Origin of the sequence: Amycolatopsis sp. NPDC005961 (assembly GCF_040629235.1) — a bacterium.
Taxonomy (GTDB): Bacteria; Actinomycetota; Actinomycetes; order Mycobacteriales; family Pseudonocardiaceae; genus Amycolatopsis; species Amycolatopsis camponoti.
In genome coordinates, this window is the sequence record NZ_JBEXVF010000085.1 from 21,371 (window position 1) to 38,004 (window position 16,634).

Consider the following 16,634-nt stretch of genomic DNA (forward strand, 5'->3'; position numbering starts at 1 on the left):
CGGCCGGTCAGGTCCCCGGCTGGTTGCGCGAACGCAGGCGGGGGACGATCGAGACCACCACCGCCAGCACCAGCCCGATCCCGATGATCCACAGCGCCGCCGCGTCGTCGAACAGGGTCACCGAGACCGCGCCGAACGCCAGGATCCCGGCCCACAAGTAGATCAGCAGCACCGCGCGGCGCTGGGAGTGCCCGATCTCCAGCAGGCGGTGGTGCAGGTGCATCTTGTCCGCCGCGAACGGGCTTTCGCCGCGGCGGGTGCGGCGGATGACCGCCATGATCAGGTCCAGCAGCGGCACGAACAGCACCGCCGCCACGACCACCAGCGGCGACAGCAGCGCGATCGCGTCCTTGCCGCTGAACTGCGGGTACGGCACGCGCCCGGACGCGGACGTCGTCGCGCCCGCGAGCATCAGGCCGATCATCATCGAGCCGGAATCGCCCATGAAGATCTTCGCGGGCTGGAAGTTGTACGGCAGGAACCCCAGACACGCTCCGGCGAGCGTGGCCGCGATCAGAGCCGGCGGGTACGTGCCGACGTCGCCGCCCGAGCTGTCGAGCAGGCCGAGGGAGAACGCGCACGTCGCCGCCGCCGCGATGAACCCGAGGCCGCCGGCCAGCCCGTCGAGGCCGTCGACGAAGTTCATCGCGTTGACCATCACCACGACCATCACGACGGTGAGCAGCGCGCCCTGGTTCTTGTCGAGCACGAGCACCGAGCCGAACGAGTCGCCGCTGCCGCCCCACGGCACCCAGAACGACACCCACTGCACGCCGAAGATGACCAGGATCCCGGCGCACATGACCTGGCCGGCCAGCTTCGTCCAGGCGTCCAGCTCGAACCGGTCGTCGAGCGCGCCGATCAGCGAGATGACCCCGGCCGCGAGCAGCACGCCGACCGAGTCGAACGAGGCGTCGAAGCCGTGCGACAGCGCGGGCAGCTGGTGGGCCAGGCCCATCGCGCCCGCGACGCCGAGGAAGATGCCGATCCCGCCCATCCGCGGGATGGGGGCGACGTGGACGTCGCGCGCACGCGGGTTGGCGATCGCGCCGACGCGGATCGCGAGCCGGCGCACGACGCCGGTGAGCAGGTAGGTCACCGCCGCCGCGGTCAGCGCGACGAGGATGTATTCCCGGATGGGGAGAAGACCGGATGTGGGCGGCACGGGTGCGTCACGCTCGCGGGGTCGGGGTCACCCGCGACACGCTATCGTGCCGCGCCCGGCGCCTTGATCCGGCTTCACGCCAACGATTCCGCGGGAACACCGAGCACCTCCGCGATGGCGTCCTTGCCCACGGCGCCTTCTCGCAGCACCACCGGCTCGGTGCCGGTGAGGTCCACGATGCTCGACGCGACGGCCTCGCCGCTCGACCCGCCGTCGAGGTACACCGCGACCGAGTCGCCGAGCTGCTCCTGCGCCTCCTGCGCGGTGCTGGCCGGCGGGCGGCCCGAGACGTTCGCGCTCGACACGGCCATCGGGCCGACGTCGCGCAGCAGCTCCAGCGCCACCGGGTGCAGCGGCATCCGGAGCATCACGGTGCCGCGGGCGTCGCCGAGGTTCCACTGCAGACTCGGCGCGTGCGGGAGCACGATGGACAGATCGCCGGGCCAGAACGCTTCGATGAGCGCACGGGCCTGCGGGGGCACGCCGAGCACCAGACCGTCCACAGTGGACCACGAGCCGACGAGCACGCCGACCGGCATGTCCGGGCCGCGGTTCTTCGCGCGCAGCAGCGCCTGGACGGCGCCCGCGTCGAACGCGTCGGCGCCGATGCCGTAGACCGTGTCGGTCGGCAGGACGACCAGCCTGCTCGACCGCACCGCCCCGGCGGCCGCCGACAGCCCGTCGGCCCGGGACTCCCGCTTGCTGCAGTCGTAGACCACGCTCATGAGCGCCAAGAGTAGTCCGGTCGCCGGAGCGGGCGTTCGCCGCGTCACACACACCCGCCCGACTTTCGTCGTGGGGCAAGCGGGTAAACCTCGCCCCGAGGCAGAACCGGGACAGCGTGGCTCAATACGGTCGATCACTGGGAACCACCACCCCCGTGGGTTCCCAGTGAAGGAGCCGCAGATGCGCCCCAGAACCTCGAAAGCGCTCGCCCTGCTCGCCGCGGTCACCGTCCTCACCGGGCTCGGCACCGGCACCGCCGCCGCCGAGCCCCTGACCCGCGGCTGGCCGGCCCCGATCGACGCCGCGCACTGGGAGAACCAGGACCACATGACGTGGTCCGACTACAAGAAGGTGCCCGGCACGAACTGGGCCGACCCGTCGCTCAAGCCCACTCAGCGCACCTTCAAGGGCGCCGTCGTCCTCGCCGACTACCCCGACCAGGACTTCGTCGTCACGCAGCCCGCGCACTCGACCGTGTTCGGCAACCCCGCGCCGACCGCCGCCGGCCTCCCGCGCGCGACCGTCGCGCAGTACTACCAGGACTTCCTCAACAAGCCCGAGGCGCTCAACAACGGGCACACCATCAACGAGTACTGGATGGAGGACTCCGGCGGCCGGTTCGGCGTCCAGCTGACCGCGTTCGGGCCGTACCGGATGCCCGGGCAGTCCTACGAGTACGGCATGGAGTTCCAGCCGAGCGCCTGCCCGCCGGGCGCGAACTGCACCCGCGACATCCGCAAGGACGCCGGCGACGCCTGGCGCGCCGACGTCGGCGACACCGCGAACCAGTTCGACTTCGTCTTCTACCTCTCCGCCGGCCAGGACGAGAGCTCGACCTGGCAGGAGTTCGGCGAGATGAAGTTCGGCGCGAAGGAGAACGTGCCGGACGCGTTCGGCCCGCCGAACCACGACCTGCCCAACTACGCGGCGACGCGGTACGTGCCGTGGACGTCGTGGAAGTCGGCCGCGAGCATCTGGCCGAACGCGCAGGACGGCAGCTCGGTGCAGGCCGAAAGCTCCGGCCAGTCGACCTACGCCCACGAGTTCAGCCACATCCTGGGCATCGGCGACAACTACAACAACCCGTTCGGCGTGCCGCCGTCCCGCAGCTACAGCGGGCCGTGGGACATGTTGTCGCGCGGCACGTTCAACGGGCCCGGCGGCCCGCACACGCGCTGGCAGATCCCGGCGACGCAGGGCAGTTCGATGGGTGCCCAGCACCAGCTGCGCAACAAGCTGAAGCTCGGCATCGTCGACCCGGCGGACGTCCTGCAGCTGGACCGCAACGCGCTGGCGACGTCCGGTCCGGTGTCGGCCCGCCTGACCGCGCGGGAGACGGAGGCGCAGCCGGGAGCGTTCACGGGCCTGAACATCAAGCTCACCGGCGGGGACAAGGCGCCGAAGTGCGACCGCGCGAAGGACCCGTTCTGCGACGGCGGCGGCTACGACAACTACACGGTCGAGGTCGTCGACCGGATGGGCGCGGACTCCTTCGCCCCGGACTCCGGCGTCATGATCACCAAGACGAAGAACAAGGACAACGCGCCCTTCGACTGGGTGATCGACGCGAACCCGCAGGACATCGGCATCACCGACTACACCAAGCCGGACGGAACGCCGGTGAAGATCACCATCGGTGACTACCGGCAGCTCAACGACGCGCTGTTCAAGGCGGGCACCGAGGCGTCGAGCCCGTACGAGTACACCGACCAGGCGAACCGGCTGCGGTTCCTGATCACCGACCTGGCGCGGGATCGTCGCGGCGTGCTGTCGTACACGGTGACGGTGGCCTCGCTGGACGGCGCGGGCAGCCAGGCCCGAGGCACGGCGCTGACCCCGGCGCTGCCGGCGTTCGCCCGCGGCGGCCTCGCGACCTGCGACTTCGGCCTGCTCAACACGGGTGCGGCCCGGGGAGCGCAGGCACCGTACGACACGGACACGTACCGGCTGAGCGTGTCGACGGACGCCCGAGGCTGGGAGGTCCGGCTGCCGAACGAGCTGGCCACGGCGAAGTTCGGCGGGCACGTGAAGGTGCCGGCGTACGCGAAGCGCGGGGCGGGCGGTGACCTGGCGGCTCGGGTGAAGCTGACGGCGACATCGGTGAGCGACCCGTCGAAGACCGCGACGGCGAGCTGCACGGCGTTCGGCTTCTGAGCGTGACGGCCTCGTTGTCCACAGCCTGGTCAGGTTGTGGACAACGGGGCCGCAGCGGCGGCTTTCGCGGTTCTTCGGCGGTGGGGGCCGATACGCTGGAGCCGGGGACGCCCCCGTTCCTTTTTCGTGGCTCCCGACCAGGGAGTTGTGGTCACCAGGCCCGGCATGACCGACGCCCCCAGTCGCACGCATGATCCGGGAGTGGTGTCATCGGGTCCGGTGGCATCGAGGGACCGCTGATAGGGACACGGCCACCAGCGCTTGGTAGGTCTCGTCGTAACGCCCGCCGCCGCTGCGACGTCCTCTACGCCATGCTCCGCAACGGCACCCACCACCGCCACCCCAACGTGGTTCCGGCGCCTGCCGCGGCTTGACAACCACATAGGGACGCCCCCTGGGAGTGGCGGGGGCTGCTTTAGGGTCTCCCGGACGGCCTGCTCAGCCCAACCGGCGAGCCGTGACGAACCGGGCCCGCCCCGTCAGGTCGGCGTGGTCCTCGACGCCCGTCAGCACCCGTCGGGCGCGGACCAGCGCCGGAACCGCCGATCCGTGCGTGTCGTCGTGCTCGATCGCCAGTCCGCCTCCCGGGCGCAGCAACCTCGCGCCCGCCGCGATCGCGTGGCGGATCACCGCCAGGCCGCTCTCCTCAGCGAACACCGCGCGCGGGGGGTCGTGCTCCGCGACCTCCGGGGGCACCGGGGTTCCCTCCGGGACGTACGGCGGGTTGCACAGCACCAGGTCGACCAGGCCGTCGAGCTCGGCGAACATCGTCGGGTCGCCGATGTCACCCGAGTACAGGCGGATCGGGGTGTTGCCCGCGTCCGCGTGGACGTCGGCGTTGTGGCGCGCCCAGGCCAGCGCCTGCGGGTCGACGTCCACCGCGTACACCACCGCGTCCGGCCGGGCGTTGGCCACCGCCAGCGCCAGCGCCCCCGAACCGGTGCACAGGTCCACCACCACCGGGAACTCGCGCCCCTGCAGGAACTTGACGCCCCATTCGAGCAGCAGCTCGGTCTCCGGCCGCGGCACGAACACCCCCGCGCCGACCGCCACCGTGATGTCCCCGAGCGCCGCCCAGCCGGTCAGGTACTGCAGCGGGATCCGCTTCGCGCGCTGCTGGACGAGCTGGCCGATGGCCTCGATCACCGGTGGGTCGACCAGCGGCACCATCGGCAGCCTGCCGCGTTCGACCCCCAGCACGTGCGCCGCGATCACCTCGGCGTCGAACCGCGGCGAGGCGACGCCGGCGCGGTCGAGAATCCGGGTGGCCTCGATGATGGCCAGGCGCAGCGGCTGCCGATTCACTCGTCGTCCTTCACCTCGTCAAGCCTGGCACACCAGGCGGAACTCCCCTGTCAGGACACGCGCCGGTCCCACGCCGTCCAGCGTATCGAGGCCTCGTCACGAGCATGACAAACAGCCACGAAACACGGCTCACCGCCAGAATGGATCCGCACGGGGAAGCTTCCGGTGCCGGCCCGCGCGGATATCCTGGCCGGGGCGTCGCCGATCTCCACCGATGCCCGAGACGCCGACCCCCGGGAGCGCCAGTGCCGACCGATCCGACCCCGCGCCGCCGGGTCGCGTTCATCTTCCCCATCTACAACGAGGAAGCGAACATCGACCTGCTGCACCGCACGGTCGACGAGGTCACCGCGCCCCTGGCCGGGCGGTACGACTTCAGCTTCATCTACGTCGACGACGGCAGCCGCGACGCCTCCCTGGACCGGCTCACCGAGCTGGGCGCGCGCGACCCCCGCGTCACGGTCGTGGAGCTGTCCCGCAACTTCGGGCACCAGATGGCCGTCACCGCCGGGCTCGACCTGGTGGACGCCGACGCCACCGTCATCATGGACAGCGACCTGCAGGACCCGCCGCGGGTCGCCCTCGAGCTGCTCGAGAAGTGGGAAGAGGGCTACGAGGTCGTCTACGCGCAGCGCCGCTCGCGCCGGGATTCGCCGTTCAAGCGGTTCACCGCGAGTGCCTTCTACTGGTTCCTCCAGAAGATGGCCGCGGTCGAGATCCCGAAGAACACCGGCGACTTCCGCCTGGTCGACCGCAAGGTCGTCGACGAGCTGCGCAAGTACCGCGAGCGCGACCGGTTCCTGCGCGGCCTCGTCAGCTACGTCGGGTTCCGGCAGACGGCGGTGCTGTTCGACCGCGACCAGCGCCACGCCGGCGTCACCGGCTACCCGCTGACGAAGATGCTGCGCTTCGCCGCCGACGGCATCCTCGGGTTCTCGACGACGCCGCTGCGGATGATCACGCGGATGGGGTACCTCATCTCGATGCTGAGCTTCCTCGGCGTGCTCTACGTCGTCGGCGTGAAGCTGTTCGCGCCGGAGACGGCGGTGCCCGGCTGGGCGTTCATCACCATCGCGATGTTCTTCCTCGGCGGCATCCAGATCATCATGCTGGGCGTGCTCGGCAGCTACATCGGCCGCACGTATTCGCAGGTCCAGAACCGGCCGCTGTACACGGTGGCGTCGGTGCGCACGGGTGTCCCGTCGGCCGCCGAAGCGGGCGAAGACCGCCGGAGCGCCGCCCGATGAGGTTCGTCACGGCCACGCAGGTGCGCTTCGGGATCGTCGGGATCGGCAACACGCTCGTCGACGCGCTGGGGTACGCGCTGCTGGCGACGCTCGGCGTGCCGACGTTCGTCGCCAACTTCATCTCGACGACGGCGGGCATGCTGCTGTCGTTCACGCTGAACCGGAACTTCACGTTCCGCGCGAAGGACGGCGACATCCGCCGGCAGGCCCTGCTGTTCTTCGGCGTGACGGCGTTCGGGCTCTGGGTGCTCCAGTTCGGCGTCATCACGCTGGTGAGCCACCTTTTCCCGGGCGTCAACCTGCTGGTGCCGAAGGGCGCGGCCATCGTCGTCGGGCTGTTCTGGAACTACCTGCTCTACCACTACGTGGTGTTCCGCCACCGTCCGGTTTCGCCCATTCCCGGTGCGGCGCCGGTCGACTCTGCGTGATCTCGTACGCTGTTCCGAGTGCGATTCCGTGAACTGCGCTTCGGCCTGGGTGTCTTCGTCCTTTCCTTGGGCGTTCTGCTGCTCCGGTTCCTGGTGCCGAGGCCGGTCGGGATGGCCGACAACGGCGACGGCTGGCGCCTGCTGTGCGACCTCGGCGGCCGGCACCCGGAGCTCAGCTCCGAGTTCTACGTGCACTTCAGCTACGGGCCGGGTTCGGCCTGCAAGAGCGACTACATCTCGAGCCAGGCGTGGCTCGACTGGTTCGCGAGCAAGCTGGGCAAGGTGCTCGGCTCGTCGGCGGAGCTCAACCTGCTGGTCCTCGGCGCGATCACGTGCGTGCTCATCGCCGCCGGCATCGCGGCCACGGTCCTCGGCCTGGAGCTGAGCACCCGCAACCGCGTCATCGCGGCGGTGCTGCTGCTGCTCGTGATGGCCGATTCGGCCTTCTTCGGCTACTTCGCGTCGGTGCTCAGCGAGGGCGCCGGGTTCGTGGGAATGCTGCTGATGGCCGGCGGGCTGCTGCTGATGAACCGCACGGGCGCGTGGCGGTACTGGGGCGCCGCGCTGACCGTGGTGGGCGCGCTGATCGGCATCAACGCGAAGTCGCAGACGCTGCTGCTGATCCCGCTGTTCGTGGTGGCGCTCGCGCTGATCCGGCCGGTGGGCAAGCGCGGCTGGGGGCGCTGGCTGCTGCCGCTGGGCGTGCTGGTGGTCGTGGGCGCGGGGACGGCGGCGGTGCAGTCCCACGGCGACCCGGCCAACGCCGAGTACCGCGAAGCGAACATGTACCACGTGGTGTTCGACAGCATCGTGGACGGCAAGCACGACACGGACGCCGACCTGGCGGCGCTGGGCCTGCCGCCGAGCGCGAAGAAGTTCATCGGCACCGGCTGGTGGGCGGCGCACCCGTGGACGGACGCGGACTACAACGGCTTCCGCGACAAGATCAGCCGCCGCAACGTCGTCCAGTACTACGCGGCCCACCCGACGCGCACGCTGCAGATCCTCCAGCAGGGCGCGACCGACACGCTGACGGCGCGCCCGGCCCGGCTGGGCAGCTTCGCCGAGTCGGCGGGGTTCGAGAAGATGGCCCAGGAGTACCGGGTGCCGGTGTTCTCCGGGCTGTCGAAGCTCGCGGCGCCGCTGGGGCTGTTCGTGCTGGTGCCGTTCTGGCTGCTGATCGGCTGGGCCGGTGTGCGGGCATTCCGGCGCCGCAAGCGCGAGTACGGCGTCGTCGTGTTCTTCCTGCTGCTGTTCGCGGTGGGCCAGTTCGGGCTGTCGGCGCTCGGTGAGGGCGTCGAGGGCGTGAAGCACCAGCTGCTGACGCTGTTCCCGACGTTCTTGGCATTCGTGTTCGCGGTGCTCAGCCTGTTCCCGAAGCCGGCGCAGCCCGAGCCCGCGTCCGAAGTGGCCCCGGACGAGGAGCCGGCGACCGAGGTCTTCGAGGCCTTCCGCGAGCCGGAGAAGCCCGGCGTCCGCTAAACCGTTCCTGCTTCCCGATGGGATCGTCGTGGCGCCCGCCGCGCAGGCGACCACCGCAGCCGGTACCGACGTGCCCGGGCACGGAACTCCACAAGGACGGCTTGCCCAAGCCGCTGAAGAACCAGCTCGGCGACCAGGCCGGCACGCTGCGCCTGTGGTACTCCAGCGCGAACGGTGGCACCAACTGCGCGAAGGTCACCAGCGACGGGGCGCCCGCGCGCTCGATTTCGGTCAGCATGTGGAAGTACTCCGGTGACCGACTCCGGTCCCTACCACGAGTACGCGGGCGGAGTGCTGCTCACCGGCACCGCCGGCAAGTGCATCTACTTGTCCGGCAACCTCTCGCTGGGCAGCGGCTCGGTCAACCAGTTCCGCGCCTCGGCCGGCCCGGTCGCCTGCGGCTGATCCGCCCGGGCTGGGCCGCCGTGGGGCGGCTCAGCCCGCCGAAGCGGCCAGGCGCTCTTCGCGGTCCGCCGTCGCCAGCGCGTCCAGCACGCCGTCCAGGTCGCCGTCCAGGACCTGGTCCAGGTTGTACGCCTTGTAGTTGACGCGGTGGTCGGAGATCCGGTTCTCCGGGAAGTTGTACGTCCGGATCCGCTCCGAGCGGTCCACCGTCCGGACCTGCGAACGACGGGCGTCGGACGCCTTCGCCGCCGCCTCCTCCTCCGCGATCGCCTGCAGCCGGGCCTGCAGCACCTGCAGGGCCCGCGCGCGGTTCTGGATCTGGGACTTCTCGTTCTGGCACGACACGACGATGCCGGTCGGCAGGTGCGTGATCCGGACCGCCGAGTCGGTCGTGTTGACGCTCTGGCCGCCCGGGCCCGAGGACCGGAAGACGTCGATGCGGAGGTCGTTCGGGTCGATCTCGACCTCGACCTCCTCCGGCTCCGGGTAGATCAGGACGCCGGACGCCGACGTGTGGATCCGGCCCTGCGACTCGGTCGCGGGCACGCGCTGGACGCGGTGCACGCCGCCCTCGAACTTCAGGCGCGACCAGACGCCGTCGACGACCGCCGACTTCGTCTTGATCGACAGCGTGACGTCCTTGAAGCCGCCCAGGTCGGAGTCCACCGAGTCGAGGACCTCGGCCTTCCAGCCGTGGCGCTCGGCGTAGCGCAGGTACATCCGCAGCAGGTCGCCGGCGAACAGGGCCGACTCTTCGCCGCCTTCGCCGGACTTGATCTCCATCACGACGTCGGAGCCGTCGTACGGGTCGCGCGGCAGCAGCAGCTCGGTGAGCTTCGACTCGAGATCGGGGATCCGCGCGCTCAGCTCCTCGGCCTCGGCGGCGAACTCCGCGTCCTCCGAAGCCATCTCCCGCGCGGCCGCGAGGTCGTCGCGGACGGTGTCCAGGTCCTGGACGGCCCGCACCACCGGCGTCAGCTCGGCGTAGCGGCGGCCGAGCTTGCGGGCGCGCGCCTGGTCGGCGTGCACCGCCGGGTCCGCGAGCTGGGTCTCCAGCTCCGCGTGTTCGGCGAGCAGCCCCTTGAGCGAGCTCGAATCCACCTCTGCCACCTCTCAGCCCGGTTCCGCACAAAGAACGGCGCCCACCCGCGCGTGCGGGTGGGCGCCGTGGAAAAAGCTACTTGGCGTCGGCGTCCTTCTTCTGACGCTTGCCGTAGCGAGCCTCGAAGCGCGCGACCCGGCCACCGGTGTCCATGATCTTCTGCTTGCCCGTGTAGAACGGGTGGCAGTTCGAGCAGATCTCGACGTGGATGTCGCCACTGGTCTTGGTGCTGCGCGTGGTGAAGCTGTTTCCGCAGTCGCAGTTCACGGCTGTGACCACGTACTCGGGGTGAATACCGCTCTTCATGGTGTCCTCTCTCGTTGGCTCCGGGTCCCCAGTCGTTCTCGCGGGGTGAACCGGTGCCGGACTTCAGCGGGTAATTCTGCCAGACGGGCTGACGATCACTGGAACGCACCCCGCTGACCAGGTATTCCGAACGCGCCGGAGGCCTCCCCGCGGGTGGCGGGGAGGCCTCCGATGAGCACGTTCAGTCGTCCTCGCCGCCGCCGAGGGCGGTCTTGGACACCTGCATCAGGAACTCGACGTTCGTCTTCGTCTTGCGCAGCCGCGAGATCAGCAGGTCGATGGCCTGCTGCGAGTCGAGCGCGTGCAGCACCCGGCTCAGCTTCACGGTCACGGCGAGCTCGTCCGGGTTCAGCAGGAGCTCGTCCTTGCGGGTACCGGACGGGTTGACGTCGACGGCCGGGAACACGCGGCGCTCGGCGATCTTGCGGTCGAGCTTGAGCTCCGCGTTACCGGTGCCCTTGAACTCTTCGAAGATGACCGTGTCCATCGTCGACCCGGTCTCCACCATCGCCGTGGCGAAGATGGTCAGCGAGCCGCCGTTCTCGATGTTGCGCGCCGCGCCGAGGAACCGCTTCGGCGGGTAGAGCGCGGTCGAGTCGACACCACCGGACAGGATCCGGCCGGACGCCGGGGCCGCCAGGTTGTACGCGCGGCCGAGACGCGTGATCGAGTCGAGCAACACGACGACGTCGTGGCCCATCTCGACCAGGCGCTTGGCCCGCTCGATCGACAGCTCCGCGACCGAGGTGTGGTCCGCCGGCGGCCGGTCGAAGGTCGAGGCGATGACCTCGCCCTTCACCGAGCGCTGCATGTCCGTGACCTCTTCCGGACGCTCGTCGACCAGGACGACCATCAGGTGGCACTCGGGGTTGTTCGTCGAGATCGCGTTCGCGATGTCCTGCATGATCGTGGTCTTACCGGCCTTCGGCGGCGACACGATCAGGGCGCGCTGCCCCTTGCCGACCGGCATGATCAGGTCGATCACGCGGGTCGTGAGCTTGTGCGACTCGGTCTCGAGGCGCAGCCGCTCGTTCGGGTACAGCGGGGTCAGCTTGGTGAAGTCGGGGCGGCGCTTGGCCTCGTCCGGCTCCAGGCCGTTGATCGAGTCGACGCGCACCAGCGGGTTGAACTTCTGCCGCTGCTGCTCGCCGTCACGCGGCTGGCGCACGACGCCGGTGATGGCGTCACCGCGGCGCAGGCCGTACTTGCGGACCAGCGAAAGCGAGACGTACACGTCGTTCGGGCCGGCGAGGTAGCCGGAAGTCCGCACGAACGCGTAGTTGTCGAGCACGTCCAGGATGCCCGCGACGGGCAGCAGGACGTCGTCCTCGCGGATCTCGGTGTCCGGCGAACCGCCGTCACGCTGGCCGCCGCCACTGCCCCGGCGGCGACGGTCGCGGAAGCGACGGCCGCGACGGCCGCCTTCCTCGTCGTCGTCCGGCTGCTGGGCGCGGTTGTCACGGTTGTCGCGGTTGTCCTGGCCACCGCGGCTGCCGCCGTCCTGCTGGTTGCGCTGACGGTTGCCGTCCTGGCGGTTGTCGTTGCGGCCGCCGCCCTGGCGCTGCTGGTCGCGGTTGCCGCCGCCACCCTGCCCCTGCTGGCGGTCGCCCTGCTGACGGTCCCCACCGGCCTGACGGTCACCCTGCTGACGGTCGCCGCTCTGCTGGCGGTCACCGCCCTGCTGGCCGTCGGGCGACCCGGCGGCGCGGTTCGAGCCGCGACGACGCCGGCCGCGGCCGCCCTCCTCGGGCTGGCCGTCCTGGCCCTGCTGGCCGTCCTGCTTGTCCTGCTGCGGGCGCTCGGCCTGCGGCGGGGCCTCCACGGCCGGGGCGCTCGCCACCGAGGCCTCGGCCTTCGGCGCGGTCTCGGCCGGCGCCGCGGGCGCCTCGGCCTTGGCCTTCGGCGCGGCCGCCTTCGGCGGCTCGCCGACGCCCTCGAGGGGCAGCGTCTCGGCGGCCGGACGCTTGCGCGACTTGCCCTGACGCTCACGGATCGCGGCGATCAGATCGCCCTTGCGCATGCCCGTCGTCTCACCGACGCCGAGCTCCCCAGCCAGCGAACGCAGTTCCGCCACGGTCTTCCCGGTCAACCCGCCGACCGTCTTCTTGGGAGCGGGGGTGGTGCCGTTCGACTCCGCGGCGCTGCTACCCACGTCGCTCAAAAGATCGGTGTTGCTCACACATGTCCTTCCTGACCGATCCACGCCTCCAGGCGGATCAGCGGACTGCCGCTCGCTTCTGATCGCGAACCGGCGTATCTGCCCCCCGATACGGGAGATGAGCTCTTCGGCCGTGCGAAACACAGCTGGAGCGCCTCCACCACAGGGGTTTGCGTCCTCCATTCGGAGGACACGGAATTCGGCACCGCCGAAACCGGAAACCCGCCTACGTTCCTCCGCGTTACCCCGCTTGCCAGGCGGTGCGGATTCGGCGGATCAACGAAGGATGCGATCCGGAGACCGGCATCGGGTGCGGAAACGCACGGTGATCGAACGCCCCCGAGGGTAGACCGCGCCGGTGCCGGGTGCAACAACCACCCCCCGCGTGGCGGGCGGGGCGGCGAGCACGTGACCCAGCCTTTACTGAGCCGCAACCTGCACTCCCGCGAGATCCACGGGCAGCTCGAAGACGTCGAAGCCCTCAACGTCGACCCCTGGCGGCAATATTCCCGTCGTGGTCAGCGCGAGCACCGTCGGACCCGCTCCGGAGACCGCGGCGGCGACCCCGCGTGTACGCAGCGTCGCCACCAGCTCCCCGCTCGCCGGGTACGCGGGAGCCCGGTAGTGCTGGTGCAGGCGGTCTTCGGTGGCCGCGAGCAGCAGCTCCGGCTTCGCCGTCAGGGCGTGCACGGCCAGCGCGGCGCGGCCGGCGTTGTGCGCGGCGTCGGCGTGCGGCACGGTCGCCGGCAGCAGGCCGCGCGTGGTCGCGGTGGCCGAGCGCACCGACGGCACCGCCACGACCGGCCGGATCGACGGGTGCGGCGCGAGCCGCTCGGCGTGGAACTCCGAGCCTTCGCACCAGGCCACGACGAGGCCGCCGACCAGGCTCGCCGCGGCGTTGTCAGCATGGCCTTCGAAGCCGGCGGCCAGCTGCAGGGCCTCGAAGGCGTCGATCTCGCGGCCCGCGAGGGCGTACCCGGCGGCGACGCCGGACACCACCGCGGCCGCCGACGAGCCGAGCCCCCGCGCGTGCGGGATCGCGTTGTAGCAGCGCAGGTGCAGGCCCGGCGGCTCGACGCCGAGGTGCGCGCAGGTCCGCCGGATGGCGCGCACGACGAGGTGGGTCTCGTCGGTGGGGACGTCCTCGACCCCGCCCGCGCCGGCGTCGATGACCTCGACCTTGAGCCCGGCGTCGATGACCCGCACCTCGACGACGTCGTGCAGGCCCAAGGCCATGCCGAAGGCGTCGAAGCCCGGCCCGAGGTTCGCCGTCGACGCCGGGACGGTGACCTTGAAACCGCCGGTCACCGCAGGTCCAGCGCCGCCGCGACCGCCGTGGGGTCCACCGCGAGGGGTTCGACCTCGACGTTGCCCGCCAGGGCCGTCTGCGGGTCCTTCAGGCCGTGCCCGGTGACGGTGCAGACCACGCGCGAGCCGCGCGGCAGCCTGCCGTCGGCGGCCGTGGCCAGCAGGCCGGCCACGCTGGTGGCCGACGCCGGCTCGACGAACACGCCCTCGCGCCCGGCCAGCAGCCGGTAGGCCTCGAGGATCTTCTCGTCCGTCACGGCTTCGAAGAGCCCGTCGGAGGAGTCCTTCGCCTTCACCGCGGCGGTCCACGACGCCGGGCTGCCGATCCGGATCGCTGTCGCGACGGTCTCCGGCTCCGCCACCGGCTCGCCGTGCACCAGCGGTGCCGCGCCGGCCGCCTGGAAGCCGAACATCCGCGGGGTGTTCTTCACCACAGAGTCGGCCGCGTACTCCGAATACCCCGCCCAGTAGGCGGTGATGTTCCCGGCGTTGCCGACCGGGAGGCAGTGGATGTCCGGCGCCGCGCCCAGCGCGTCGCAGATCTCGAACGCCGCGGTCTTCTGGCCGGCGATGCGCACCGGGTTGACCGAGTTGACCAGCGTGACGGGGTAGTCGGCGGCGGTCTTGCGGGCCAGCTCGAGGCAGTCGTCGAAGTTGCCGTCGACCTGCAGGATCCGCGCGCCGTGCAGGACGGCCTGGGCGAGCTTGCCCATCGCGATCTTGCCCTGCGGCACCAGCACGGCGCAGGTGAGCCCGGCGCGGGCGGCGTAGGCCGCGGCCGAGGCGGACGTGTTGCCGGTCGACGCGCAGATCACCGCCTTGAGCCCGCTGGCGAGCGCGTGCGTGATGGCCACGGTCATGCCGCGGTCCTTGAACGAGCCCGTCGGGTTCGCGCCCTCGACCTTGAGGTGGACCTCGCAGCCGGTCAGCTCGGACAGGTGCCGCGCGGGCAGCAGCGGCGTGTTGCCTTCCCCGAGCGTGACGACCTGCGCCCCGTCCGGGACCGGGACGCGGTCCCGGTACGCCTCGATGATCCCCGGCCAGGGTTGACTGCTCACTGGTCTTCGCCTTCCACCCGCATCACGCTGACGACTTCGTGGACGACGTCGAGCTTGGCGATCTCGTCCACAGTGGACTGCAAGGCCGCGTCCGGGGCCTGGTGGGTCACCACGACCAGGCTCGCGCGGTCGCCGACGTCGCTCTGCCGGACGGCCGCGATGCTCACCCCGTGCCCGGCGAACGCCTGCGCCACCTGGGCGAGCACACCGGCGCGGTCGGCCACGGAAAGGCTTACGTGGTACCGGGTCGGCGTCTGGCCCATCGGCCGCACCGGCAGCGCCGCGTGCGCGGACTCGCGCGGCCCGCGGCCGCCGGCGACCAGGTTGCGGGCCACCGCGACGAGGTCGCCGAGCACCGCGCTCGCGGTCGGCGCGCCACCGGCGCCCTGGCCGTAGAACATCAGCTCGCCGGCGGCGTCGGCCTCGACGTAGACGGCGTTGAACGCGCCGCCCACCCCGGCCAGCTGGTGGCTGCGCGGGATCATCACCGGGTGCACGCGGGCGGAGACCGACTCGACGCCGTCGTCGTCGGCCACGCGCTCGCAGATCGCCAGGAGCTTGACCGTGCGGCCGAGCATCCGGGCCGCGCCGAGGTCGGCGGCGGTGACGTCGGCGATGCCCTCGCGGTGCACGTCCGACGCGGTCACGCGGGTGTGGAACGCCAGCGACGCGAGGATCGCGGCCTTCGACGCGGCGTCGTAGCCGTCGACGTCGGCGGTCGGGTCGGCCTCGGCGTACCCGAGGCGGCTGGCCTCGTCGAGCGTCTCGGCGTAGCCGGCGCCGGTCGAGTCCATCGCGGACAGGATGTAGTTCGTGGTCCCGTTGACGATGCCCATCACGCGCGTGATGCGGTCACCGGCGAGGGACTCGCGCAGCGGGCGCAGCAGCGGGATGGCCCCGGCGACCGCGGCCTCGAAGTAGAGGTCGGCGCCCGCGGCGTCGGCCGCCTCGAACAGGTCGGCGGAGTGCTCGGCCAGCAGGGCCTTGTTCGCCGTGACGACCGACTTCCCGGCCTTCAGCGCGGCCAGCAGCCAGCCGCGCACCGGCTCGATGCCGCCGACCAGCTCGACAACGACGTCAACGTCGTCGCTGGTCACGAACTTCTCGGCGTCGGCGGTCAGCAGCTCCGGCGGCAGCTCGGGGTGCTTGTCCGGGCGGCGGACGGCGATGCCGGCCAGCTCGACCGCCACCCCCGCCCGGGCGGCCAGCTCGTCGGCCTGCTCGGCGAGCAGCCGGGCGACCTCGCCGCCGACGGTCCCGCACCCGAGCAGGGCGACCTTGACGGCCCGTCGTTCCTCTGGGGCAGTCACTGTGTTCAGACCTCCAGGCGCAGCATGTCGTCGGTCGTCTCGCGCCGCAGCAGCAGCCGGGAGCCGCCGTTGCGCACGGCGACCACGGCCGGCCTCGGCTGCCGGTTGTACGTGCTCGCCATCGAGTAGCAGTAGGCACCGGTCGCCGCGACCGCCAGCAGGTCGCCGGGAGCCAGCGTGTCGGGCAACCAGCAGTCTCGTACGACGATGTCGCCGGACTCACAGTGTTTTCCCACCACCCGGGACAGTACGGCCCCGACCGGCTGGCCGGCCTCTTCCGCGGAGCGGGACACGAGCCGGACGTCGTACACCGCGTCGTACAGCGCGGTCCGGATGTTGTCGCTCATCCCGCCGTCGACGCTGACGTACCGGCGCGACAGGTCGTCGCCGAGCGAGACGTCCTTGATGGTGCCGACTTCGTACAGCGTGACCGTGCCGGGACCGGCGATGGCGCGGCCCGGCTCGCCGGCGATGCGCGGC

At 71.2% G+C, this 16,634-nt stretch carries 14 protein-coding genes and 1 pseudogene; 5 read left to right on the top strand and 10 right to left on the bottom strand.

The genetic code is table 11. The annotated features are described in order from the left end of the window. Positions 1–7: 7 nt before the first annotated feature. Together ABZ342_RS42710 and ABZ342_RS42715 are read right to left on the bottom strand one after the other, a co-directional pair. Positions 8–1,165: an MraY family glycosyltransferase gene (locus ABZ342_RS42710; protein ID WP_155541267.1), complete on the bottom strand. Its 1,158-nt coding sequence runs from the start codon at positions 1,163–1,165 to the stop codon at positions 8–10. A gap of 74 nt (positions 1,166–1,239) precedes the next feature. After that, positions 1,240–1,890 carry an L-threonylcarbamoyladenylate synthase gene (locus tag ABZ342_RS42715; RefSeq protein ID WP_155541266.1) on the bottom strand — a complete coding sequence of 217 codons (651 nt, stop codon included), beginning with the start codon at positions 1,888–1,890 and terminating at the stop codon, positions 1,240–1,242. A gap of 181 nt (positions 1,891–2,071) precedes the next feature. Here ABZ342_RS42715 and ABZ342_RS42720 point away from each other — a divergent pair, with 181 nt between their 5' ends. Next, the gene (locus ABZ342_RS42720; RefSeq protein WP_360485959.1) at positions 2,072–4,045 is read left to right on the top strand and encodes a M6 family metalloprotease domain-containing protein; all 1,974 of its coding nucleotides are present in this window, start codon (positions 2,072–2,074) and stop codon (positions 4,043–4,045) included. Between the two features lie 438 nt (positions 4,046–4,483). Here ABZ342_RS42720 and prmC read toward each other — a convergent pair whose 3' ends face one another. Then, positions 4,484–5,350 carry a peptide chain release factor N(5)-glutamine methyltransferase gene (gene prmC / locus ABZ342_RS42725; RefSeq protein ID WP_155541264.1) on the bottom strand — a complete coding sequence of 289 codons (867 nt, stop codon included), beginning with the start codon at positions 5,348–5,350 and terminating at the stop codon, positions 4,484–4,486. Between the two features lie 245 nt (positions 5,351–5,595). On the opposite strand from prmC, the gene ABZ342_RS42730 reads away from it, so the two are divergent. The 4 genes from ABZ342_RS42730 (at position 5,596) to ABZ342_RS42745 (ending at position 8,912) form a co-directional block, all read left to right on the top strand. Next, positions 5,596–6,597 (top strand): glycosyltransferase, encoded by a 1,002-nt coding sequence (locus tag ABZ342_RS42730; protein ID WP_360485962.1) that lies wholly within the window; start codon positions 5,596–5,598, stop codon positions 6,595–6,597. Then, on the top strand, positions 6,594–7,025 hold the full coding sequence (locus tag ABZ342_RS42735) for a GtrA family protein (protein ID WP_360485965.1): 432 nt from the start codon (positions 6,594–6,596) through the stop codon (positions 7,023–7,025). Before ABZ342_RS42730 ends, ABZ342_RS42735 begins: the two co-directional genes overlap by 4 nt. 18 nt (positions 7,026–7,043) lie before the next feature. After that, on the top strand, positions 7,044–8,507 hold the full coding sequence (locus ABZ342_RS42740; protein WP_360485968.1) for a hypothetical protein: 1,464 nt from the start codon (positions 7,044–7,046) through the stop codon (positions 8,505–8,507). Positions 8,508–8,759: 252 nt separating this feature from the next. Next, positions 8,760–8,912, top strand: coding sequence for a hypothetical protein (locus tag ABZ342_RS42745; protein WP_360485971.1), 153 nt, complete (start codon positions 8,760–8,762; stop codon positions 8,910–8,912). Positions 8,913–8,942: 30 nt separating this feature from the next. Here the strand turns inward: ABZ342_RS42745 and prfA are convergent, their stop codons facing one another. From prfA to ABZ342_RS42780, 7 genes and pseudogenes are all read right to left on the bottom strand, one after another. After that, positions 8,943–10,013: a peptide chain release factor 1 gene (gene prfA / locus ABZ342_RS42750; RefSeq protein WP_155541259.1), complete on the bottom strand. Its 1,071-nt coding sequence runs from the start codon at positions 10,011–10,013 to the stop codon at positions 8,943–8,945. Between the two features lie 76 nt (positions 10,014–10,089). After that, positions 10,090–10,320 carry a 50S ribosomal protein L31 gene (gene rpmE / locus ABZ342_RS42755; protein ID WP_155541258.1) on the bottom strand — a complete coding sequence of 77 codons (231 nt, stop codon included), beginning with the start codon at positions 10,318–10,320 and terminating at the stop codon, positions 10,090–10,092. A 181-nt stretch (positions 10,321–10,501) separates the two neighbouring features. Next, positions 10,502–12,499, bottom strand: a complete 1,998-nt coding sequence (gene rho, locus ABZ342_RS42760; RefSeq protein ID WP_360485975.1) for a transcription termination factor Rho — start codon at positions 12,497–12,499, stop codon at positions 10,502–10,504. Positions 12,500–12,898: 399 nt separating this feature from the next. After that, positions 12,899–13,786, bottom strand: coding sequence for a homoserine kinase (gene thrB / locus ABZ342_RS42765; protein WP_360485978.1), 888 nt, complete (start codon positions 13,784–13,786; stop codon positions 12,899–12,901). Then, a complete protein-coding gene (thrC, locus tag ABZ342_RS42770) occupies positions 13,783–14,844 on the bottom strand; it encodes a threonine synthase (RefSeq protein WP_360485981.1) in 1,062 nt (353 codons plus the stop codon). The genes thrB and thrC overlap by 4 nt, the downstream gene beginning before the upstream one ends. Next, positions 14,841–16,163: a homoserine dehydrogenase gene (locus tag ABZ342_RS42775; protein WP_360485987.1), complete on the bottom strand. Its 1,323-nt coding sequence runs from the start codon at positions 16,161–16,163 to the stop codon at positions 14,841–14,843. Before ABZ342_RS42775 ends, thrC begins: the two co-directional genes overlap by 4 nt. After that, positions 16,160–16,634 (bottom strand): annotated as a pseudogene (locus ABZ342_RS42780) (diaminopimelate decarboxylase); the annotation flags it as partial. The pseudogene ABZ342_RS42780 and the gene ABZ342_RS42775, both read right to left, overlap by 4 nt.

Excerpts from the sequence above, each read along its gene's own strand:
- ABZ342_RS42715 (WP_155541266.1), bottom strand. The coding sequence starts at position 1,890 with ATGAGCGTGGTCTACGACTGCAGCAAGCGGGAGTCCCGGGCCGACGGG.
- ABZ342_RS42720 (WP_360485959.1), top strand. The coding sequence starts at position 2,072 with ATGCGCCCCAGAACCTCGAAAGCGCTCGCCCTGCTCGCCGCGGTCACC.
- ABZ342_RS42735 (WP_360485965.1), top strand. The coding sequence starts at position 6,594 with ATGAGGTTCGTCACGGCCACGCAGGTGCGCTTCGGGATCGTCGGGATC.
- rpmE (WP_155541258.1), bottom strand. The coding sequence starts at position 10,320 with ATGAAGAGCGGTATTCACCCCGAGTACGTGGTCACAGCCGTGAACTGC.